Source organism: Mycoplasma todarodis, assembly GCF_004335995.1.
GTDB lineage: Bacteria > Bacillota_I > Bacilli_A > Mycoplasmatales > Metamycoplasmataceae > Mycoplasma_K > Mycoplasma_K todarodis.
In genome coordinates, this window is sequence record NZ_PSZP01000025.1 from 1 (window position 1) to 8,725 (window position 8,725).

An 8,725-nucleotide genomic window follows, 5' to 3' on the forward strand; every position below is an offset into this window, starting at 1 on the left:
GAGATGATTGACGTTCCTGCGTTATTCTTAACTATATTAATTACTATGCTTACTTATTCAATTTCTGCTGGTATGGCCGCAGGTATCATTGTATTTGTTGTATTAAATTCAATTGCTGGTTTAAGACAATACATTGACACCAAAAGAGGCAAACCAATGTTCACTGTTGGAGATGAGGGAGAGATAATCACCTCGGATATTAAAGGTAAAACTGGTGTTGAAACCAAAACTAATTATTGAAAACGGTTAAATATTCCGTTATTGGTAATGTTTGTATTAGCCATGGTTTACTTCGGAACAACAGTTCTTTATATGTATTAAAAAAACTTCGCACCATTAAAGGTGGGATAAAAAAATAATTAACCTCTATTTTAATGGAGGTTTTTTAATTCGATTTATTTTATTTCATATATTTAGAGTATTAAATAAACATGCAACACCTTGATATTTTAATATATATTTGAAAGGTCGAAATTTGACAAAGTATCATTTTAGGAATATAATTTAATTGTGAAGAACAATGTATTACCCATATAAAAGTATCCATTTTCTTCTCAGAAAGGAAATACTAAAGATGAATCATTATTCTATATAATGGTGGGAATATTCGTGAATCTACTCTATATTACACACTTATTTAGAATAACATCTTGTAATTCGATTGTTTCCGTGCCAAGAGAAACAATTCGCTTTGTATTCGTGCAAAAAACGTATGCTAATTAGCTAAGTTTTAAAGTGTTTACTTTTTGATTTTAATATACAAAATAAACCTAATAATTTTATCACTTAGCTTATGTGATAAATTTCTACACGCAATTTTTTAATTTATTAAACGTGCTTGCAACTTATTTAGGAGGATTTTATATGCTTAAAAAAACTATGATTTTAGGGAGTGCTTTACTACTCTCGGGTGGGGCTGTAGCTACTACTGCAACAATGTTTGGGGTAGAAACAACACGCTACAACGACAAATTTGTTGATGCTTATATAACTAAGATCGCGGATCAAATTAATAACTTTCCCGGTCCCAACACCTTAGCTAGTAAACTAGACTTAAAAGATTTAAAGGAAAAATTAGAACTCAAATTAAAAGAGTTAGATGAAAAAAATGAAAGTCACGTGGAAGCTTTCAGAGCTGTAATAGGGGATGAAGTAGAAGCAAAACTTGAAGCATCTGAAGCTGAAATTTTAGATAGTTTTTCAGAACTACCAACAAGTGAAGGTGTAAAAACATTGCTCACAAACAGTGTTTCAGAAATAAAGAAAGATTTCAAAAAACAATTCAATATTTATAATTCAGGTATTGTTGGATCTCATGATCTTAATTACTATGAAAAGGCGCTATCAAACTCTGTGGATAAAACTGAATTAGGGATTTTGAATTCTGCTCTTGAGGTTGCTAAGGGTCAAAACAATTCAACAACAAATAAAATTACAGCGTTGAGAGAAGAATATTCAGGACTTATAAAAGGTCTTGAAGCAACACTCACAGGTATGAATAGTGATTATACAAATATCAAAGATTCTGTAACCTCAAAATTCGTGAATCTTGAGAAAGAACTAGCGAGTGCAATACTTTCGTTAGAACAACAAATAACAGGTTCGAGCTCATCAACATTAACTGCAGCGAACGCATTTACAACAAGTTCATTAGCACCGTTATTAAACGAATTGAATGAATTAAAAACTAATTACTTCTTATACAAGAGTAATACAGAAAAATTTATGGCAGAACATATAACAAATGCCAATAAAACAAATGCTTCAATCAAGGAAATAGAAACCTATATATCTTCTGCAACTACACAAATTGCGGATGCTACTACTAATATAGCAGGGCTTCAAGAAAAAGCCGAAAGACTTAAAGAGCAAGGTGATATTCACACAAAACAAATTGAAACTATTTTAAGCACAATAGGAACATTGAGCTCAACAACCTCTTCTGGTCTTGCTGAACATATAGCGGAAACAGCTACAACTATTTCAAACTTAACAAATTCTACAACAACCAATAAGGCTGATATAGATAAGTTTAAGGCTGACTTATTAATCGAACAAAATAAAGGTTCGGAAAACACAACTAAGATTTTAAATCTAGAAACAGTTGCGAATGAATTAATCTCTAAGAAAGATGAATTAACACAAAAGGTTAATGAATTTGAAACCAAAACAAATGAATTCGAGTCTTTAGTAAATTCACTTAAAAACTTAGTTGATGATGGTACTTCTGCAAACACTACTCTAGAAGGCCAAATTACTGCTATTTCAGCGGAAATAGAAAAACTAAAAAATAACGCTACAAATACTGCGGTTATATTAAATAAAGATAATATATCAGCATTAAAAGATGCGATGGCTTTATTTGAAACAGCTCAAACAGGAATAAAAGATAAATTAGTGGAACTTGAACCAATATTAAGTTCATTAGTTACTAAAGTTAATGATTTAGAAAAACAAGTGGCTGATATATTACTAACTTTAAAAGATATGGCTGTGACAATATCAAGTCACAATGAAAGAATTACAGCAAATGCAAATGAAATATATGCATCAAATGAAAGAATTAGTACGATTCAAAAAGGTTTGGATGATGGAACTACTAGAATAAAAACATTGGAAGATTGATATAAGAGAACTCTTCCTAGAGAAGCTGTTGTGCTATATCAAAATGCTGCAAATAACGAAGGACTTGATAGAGGAACAACGTTTACATTCCCAATTGATATTAAAGAAAGGCATGAATTAAATATTGCTATGAGATATGCTAATCATGAACTAAGTATTCATATAGCATTAAATCCAGAACGTATAAAAGCAAATATTGGTACTGTAACAAGTAATAAATATGCCGGTGCATTACATAACTTTACATACGGTATGAGATATGAGTTTGCAATTAATTATGTAGATAATACAATTCAATTTACAAATGTTCAATACTCTTGAAGTGGATGAAAAAACGCTAATGTAAAAGTTCATCAAATAATCTCAGAAAGATAATTACTAAAAATGAAAATGAAAGAAGGTAGAAATGAAAAGATATGTCGTTAATAGGAAAGATGGTTGAGCTTTAGTAAATGCCAATTACAAAAGATCAATTAAAAAGTTTAATACGCAGATTGAAGCGATAGAACATGCTTATAAAATGGCGGATACTCATGCTTTAATCATTCAAGGAAAAGACGGTAAATTTAGAAAAATGTCTGAATGAGATCAAACAAATACTGAAATTGACATCAAAGAACGTATTAATGATGGGAAACAACAAAAAGATTTATTTATACCCGCTTATGTATCTAAAAATACAAATGAAGAAACTAAAAAAGCGATTAAAATGAGTAAAATATCAACACTTCTTTGAGCTCTAGTGTTAATACTGGTTATTGGAGCAATTATATTCGGTGTTCTGTATGGGATTGAATTAAGAAGATTTAATAATGTTTAAAAAAGCAATGATAGGCGGTGGTTTACTTCTGGCAACAGGAGCCTTGACAGCTACTACTACTTTATATATTACGGAATCGAATAAATTCGAAGAAAAACTTATCAACTCATACATGAATAAAATTGTTGGTCAGCTAAATGGATTAGAAGAATTTGATCACAAAGAAACTAAAGTATCTTTAAGTGAATTAAAACAAGAAATTGAAAATAAGATTAAGGAACACAAAGAAAAGAATCTCTCTAAACACGAGATTTTTAGGGAAGTAGTAAATGATGAGATTAAAAAGAAACTCAATAGAATAAAAGAAGAGTCTGTGGAAAATCTAAAAAATAATCCTACTCACGCAGGTTTAAATGCATTAATTACTTTATATGAGAATGAAGTGAATGATTCATTCCAGGAAACAATAAATCTTTATGAAAATGGTTATGTTGGAGCTCATGATTTAAACTATTATTCAACCGCTTTTAAAAATGTTGTTCATAATACAGACTTCCAAATAGTGAAAAATACTTTAGATGTTAGAAAAGAAGAAGTTGCTAACAATAAAACCAATTTAGATAAATACAGTGAAGAAATACAAGGGTTATTAAAAGGTCTTGAAGCTGCAACACAATCCCTTTCACTAACAGGTTCTTCAGTCGAAACACTCGTTGAAACAAAATTTTCAGATTTTGAAACTAAAATAGCTAACCTATTGGAAACTATAGGTAAAAACATTACTGAAAATGAAAAATTAACACTTGATGAATCTAAGCTAAACACAACAAGTGCATTAAAACCATTGCTAGAATCATTTAATGAATTAAAAGATGGTTACTACGCATTTAAATCTATCGTTGATGGTTTCATAACTATTCAAAAAGACTTGGCCACATCACACAAATCAAAAATTGAGGTTATGACAGCCTTTGTTAATAATTCAACTACATCATTAATAGCAATTATAGATGCGGTAGATAAATTAAAATCAGAAACTGAAACCCTTTCTAAAAATCAAACAGAAAAAACTGAAAAGCTTAAAGAAATCGAAGAGGCAATCGGTACTTTTGAAGCAACATCTTCAAATAATTTGTCAGAACATATCGCAAGTATGGCATTGGTTCTAACAAACTTGAACTCTTTAAATTCAACTAATACATTAGATCTTACTTCTTTAAAAGCAAAACTCTTAGAAATTCAAAACAAAAACAACAATCAAAGTACAAAAGTTGTGGATTTAAAAACTATTCAAGAACTGCTTCAAAGTCAAAATGGTGGTTTATCAGAAAAGATGAATTTATTAGATAAGAAAGTTGATGATTTGAAAGTTATTGTAACTGCATTAAAAGTAGAAAGTGATAATAATTCATCAATTCAAACCGGGCTTAAAACAACTCTAGATTCCCTGGAAGCTAGTCTTGCTACAATAGAAGCAAATAAACCGAATGCAGTGCATGTGGTTGACAATTCGGATTCAATTACAGCATTGACTGCTTTACTAGCAACATTGCAAACTAATCAAGATGCACTAAATACACGTTTATTAAGTTTAAAAAGTACTATAGATACATATTCTAAAAAGTTGGATAACATCTCTTTATGAATAGCTGGAATAATGACTACTATGGATAACATGGTTAAATCTCTTGCTGATAAAGGACTTGATATAACTTCAAATGAAAATTATATTTATGCGACAAAAGAAAGAATAAACGCTCTTGAATCTAACTATGATACATTCAACAAAAGATTAACAAACGTTGAAAATGATTATGGAAGAATTTTAACAAACGATTATAGTTTGCTTTATCAATCAACGGGGAAAAACAGTGGAATAAATAAACAACAAAAATTAACTTCTGTCGTTGACTTAAAAACACGTAGTGAGCTAACAATCGCATATACCATCAATGGATTTGAACAAACTATAAAACTAGCGTTAAATCCTAGTAACCTAAAAACTCGTCCATCTGCTTTAATTTATTATGGTGGCGAAACTCGTACAGTAAGTGGGGGAACTACATGATGAAGATGAAGAATTGATATCAACTTATCGGTAAATAGTATTAATTTCTATAAACTTGAATGATCAAATGGTTGGGGATGATATGGAACAGGATTGAAAATACACCAAGTTTACTCAGAAAGATAAAAAATAAACAAATGCAATATTATTTTGTGTTTGTTTTTTTATTTTCTCTTAATTAAGTATTTTTACCATGTTATTCAATCATTAGAGACTAACTAAAATATTGATTGTATTATTTAACTAACTTTTAATTTCATCGAGACATATTTAAAAACTTTGTTTCTATGAACCTTTTTCGTTATTTAATTTATAATTTGTTTATGAAATTAATCGTAGGACTGGGTAATCCAGGTAAACAATATGAAAATACAAGACACAACGTTGGATTTGATGCAGTTGATAAATTAGCGGATATTCTTGGTGTTGATCTTAATAAAGAAAAATTCAACTCTCTATTTAATAAAGTGGGGGATGTTTTAATTGCGAAACCACAAACATTTATGAACCTTTCAGGAGATGCTGTTCAAGCGATAATGCACTTCTATAAAATTCAACCAGAAGATGTATTAATTATTTATGATGATATGGATCATGGGGTTGGTAAGGTTTCAATAAAAACATCAGGTTCCGCCGGTGGACAAAATGGAGTTAAAAGTATTATTGCTAATATGGGTACACAAAAATTCGCAAGAATTAAAATCGGTATTGGTAGAGGACAAGATACAGTTAAACATGTTCTTGGAAACTTCTCTAAAGAAGATAGAGTTTATGTTGATAAAGTTATTGAACATGCAGCTAAAGCAGCAAAATTCTTTATGACTAATGACATCAATAAAGTTATGAATAGATATAACGTAAAAGGTAAGCAGGTGTAATGTGAAATTATTAGCAGTTTCAGGTGGACCAGACTCAATGGTTATGCTTTATAAAAATAGAAAAAAAGATATAGTTGTAGCGCACGTGAATTATAATGCTAGACCAGATTCAATGAATGATCAAAATATAGTTGAAGAATTTTGTAAAAGATTTGATATTCCAGTTAAGGTCTTAACTCTTAACGAGAAACCAAAAACAAACTTTCAAGCTTGAGCTAGAGATGTTAGGTATCAATTTTTCAAAGAGGTTTATGATGAGTTTTCATGTACTGAATTACTTGTTGCTCAACATAAAGATGATTTCCTTGAAACTGCATTAATGCAACAGGAGTCAGGGAGAGAACCAAGATACTTCGGAATTAAGAAAAAAACATCTTTAATGGGTATGGTTATTCATAGACCATATATTGATAAATATTGAAAAAATGACATGTTGGAATTATGTAAGATTTACAACATTCCGTTTGCTATTGATTCGTCTAATGAGAAACCGGTTTATACTAGAAATAAGAAACGTATAGAACTAGCTGAATTATCTTTAAAAGCTAAAAAACAAAGACTTTCTTGATTTAAAATGGCTAATAGAATTTTAATTAAGAAGCATTTAAAAGTAATGAGTTATTACAAGATGTGAAAAAGGTCTGAATTCTCAATTAAGAAATTTGAAATACTTCATTATCCCAATGAGATATTGTTTGAATTTTTACACGAATATGGAGAAAATATTAAGATTACATCAGATAAAATAACTTCGATAATTGACTTTATACAATCCCCAAATGGCAAAGCTGAATACAAGATTTCTTCTAATCAATATATTAAAAAAGAAAACAAACATTTATCTATAATTACAAAATAGTAGCACTCATTATGTGAGAGTGCTATTTTAATTACTTATTTTGTTATAATTTAGAAGACTTGAATTAATAAAATGGAAAGTAATGTGACAAAGTATTCATATTGTTTTTATTTTAAAAAAGGTATAATTTAAATATCTTTTATTTTTAAGGGAGTTTAAGGAGGACATTTTAAAATGGCTAAGAACGTAAATAAGAAGAAGTTTAATTGAGTAGGGTTTATAACATTGATGATAATACTAGTATCACTTGGTGTTGCAATATATTTCCTATTCTTTAACAAACCATCAACAAAAAGTTATGGTGAGTTTAAAACAAGATATGAAGAAGCAGCTAAAGACAAGAAGGATAACAAATACATCAAACAAATTAAAGTTGATGAAAACTATAAAAAGATGTATGTTGTTGATCACGATGCTAAAGGTGACCATGGTTACTGAGTATACGCACCTTCACAAGCGCAAATTATGGATTTATCAAGATCTATCATAGGTGATGGTAAAGCTGTTGTTGCTAACCATGATGCATTCGTGGATGGAAATAAAGATTACTTTAAAGACGGTGGATTTAAAGGAACACTTTACAAAGCTCCAAGTATGTGAACTGGAATGCTAATTTCATTCCTACCAATCATCCTATTAATTGGTGCTATGGTTTGAATGGCTAAAAAATCAGGTGGTGGAGGAGGAAACTCTCCATTCTCAGTTGGTAATAACAAAGCTCAAAAAATGGTGTCAGACAAGAAATTCTCTGATATTGCTGGTAATGAAGAAGTTAAAGAAGAGGTTATGGAAGTTGTTGACTACCTTAAAAATCCTTCTAAATATAAATCTGCTGGTGCAAAAATTCCTAAAGGTATCCTATTAGGTGGGCCTCCAGGTACAGGTAAGACATTACTTGCTAAAGCTACAGCTGGTGAAGCGGGAGTTCCATTCTACTTCATATCAGCCTCAAACTTCGTAGAGATGTTTTGTTCGTGAAATGTTCCGTGAAGCTCGTAAGAATGCTCCATGTATTATATTTATTGATGAACTAGATGCCGTGGGTAGATCTCGTGGTGCTGGTATGGGTGGTGGAAACGATGAACGTGAACAAACACTTAACCAACTTCTAGTTGAAATGGATGGTATGGCAGAACTAACCGTCCTGACGTTCTAGACCCAGCTCTTCAAAGACCTGGACGTTTCGACAGAACAGTTACTGTTGGACTTCCTGATGTTCAAGAGCGTGCTGCAATTCTTGAAGTACATGCTAAAGGTAAAAGAATTGATAAAGCAGTTAACTTTAAACAAGTTGCTAAACGTACACCAGGTTACTCAGGTGCACAATTAGAATCTAAAATTCAGGTGTTATTACTCCAGAACAAATCGATGAAGCTATTGATAGAGTTATGGCAGGACCTGCTAAGAAATCAAGGGTTATCTCTAAAGAAGACTTGACTATGGTTGCTCACCATGAAGCTGGACATGCCGTTATTGGTATTAAAGTTCCAGGTGGACAAAAAGTTCAAAAGATTACTATTATCCCTCGTGGACAA

Annotated in this window: 9 protein-coding genes; all 9 read left to right on the forward strand. The window is 30.8% G+C overall.

Annotated elements, in window-relative coordinates; translation table 4 throughout:
- Positions 1–321 (forward strand): hypothetical protein (locus tag C4B25_RS04735; protein ID WP_168380687.1); only part of this gene is annotated, 321 nt, incomplete at its 5' end.
- 543 nt (positions 322–864) lie between these two features.
- Positions 865–3,000 carry a coiled-coil domain-containing protein gene (locus C4B25_RS03195; RefSeq protein ID WP_131613611.1) on the forward strand — a complete coding sequence of 712 codons (2,136 nt, stop codon included), beginning with the start codon at positions 865–867 and terminating at the stop codon, positions 2,998–3,000.
- A 31-nt stretch (positions 3,001–3,031) separates the two neighbouring features.
- Entirely contained in the window at positions 3,032–3,445 is a 414-nt protein-coding gene (locus C4B25_RS03200; RefSeq protein WP_131613612.1) for a DUF2188 domain-containing protein, read from the forward strand.
- Positions 3,438–5,579 carry a hypothetical protein gene (locus C4B25_RS03205; RefSeq protein WP_131613613.1) on the forward strand — a complete coding sequence of 714 codons (2,142 nt, stop codon included), beginning with the start codon at positions 3,438–3,440 and terminating at the stop codon, positions 5,577–5,579. Before C4B25_RS03200 ends, C4B25_RS03205 begins: the two co-directional genes overlap by 8 nt.
- 197 nt (positions 5,580–5,776) lie before the next feature.
- Positions 5,777–6,331 carry an aminoacyl-tRNA hydrolase gene (gene pth, locus C4B25_RS03210; protein ID WP_131613614.1) on the forward strand — a complete coding sequence of 185 codons (555 nt, stop codon included), beginning with the start codon at positions 5,777–5,779 and terminating at the stop codon, positions 6,329–6,331.
- A gap of 1 nt (position 6,332) precedes the next feature.
- A complete protein-coding gene (tilS, locus tag C4B25_RS03215) occupies positions 6,333–7,190 on the forward strand; it encodes a tRNA lysidine(34) synthetase TilS (protein WP_131613615.1) in 858 nt (285 codons plus the stop codon).
- 174 nt (positions 7,191–7,364) lie between these two features.
- Positions 7,365–8,189, forward strand: coding sequence for an AAA family ATPase (locus C4B25_RS05015; RefSeq protein WP_335904863.1), 825 nt, complete (start codon positions 7,365–7,367; stop codon positions 8,187–8,189).
- The gene (locus C4B25_RS05020) at positions 8,170–8,346 is read left to right on the forward strand and encodes an AAA family ATPase (RefSeq protein ID WP_335904864.1); all 177 of its coding nucleotides are present in this window, start codon (positions 8,170–8,172) and stop codon (positions 8,344–8,346) included. Before C4B25_RS05015 ends, C4B25_RS05020 begins: the two co-directional genes overlap by 20 nt.
- 283 nt (positions 8,347–8,629) lie before the next feature.
- Positions 8,630–8,725, forward strand: a 96-nt coding sequence (locus tag C4B25_RS05025) for a hypothetical protein (protein WP_335904865.1), incomplete at its 3' end; no start/stop codon positions are given.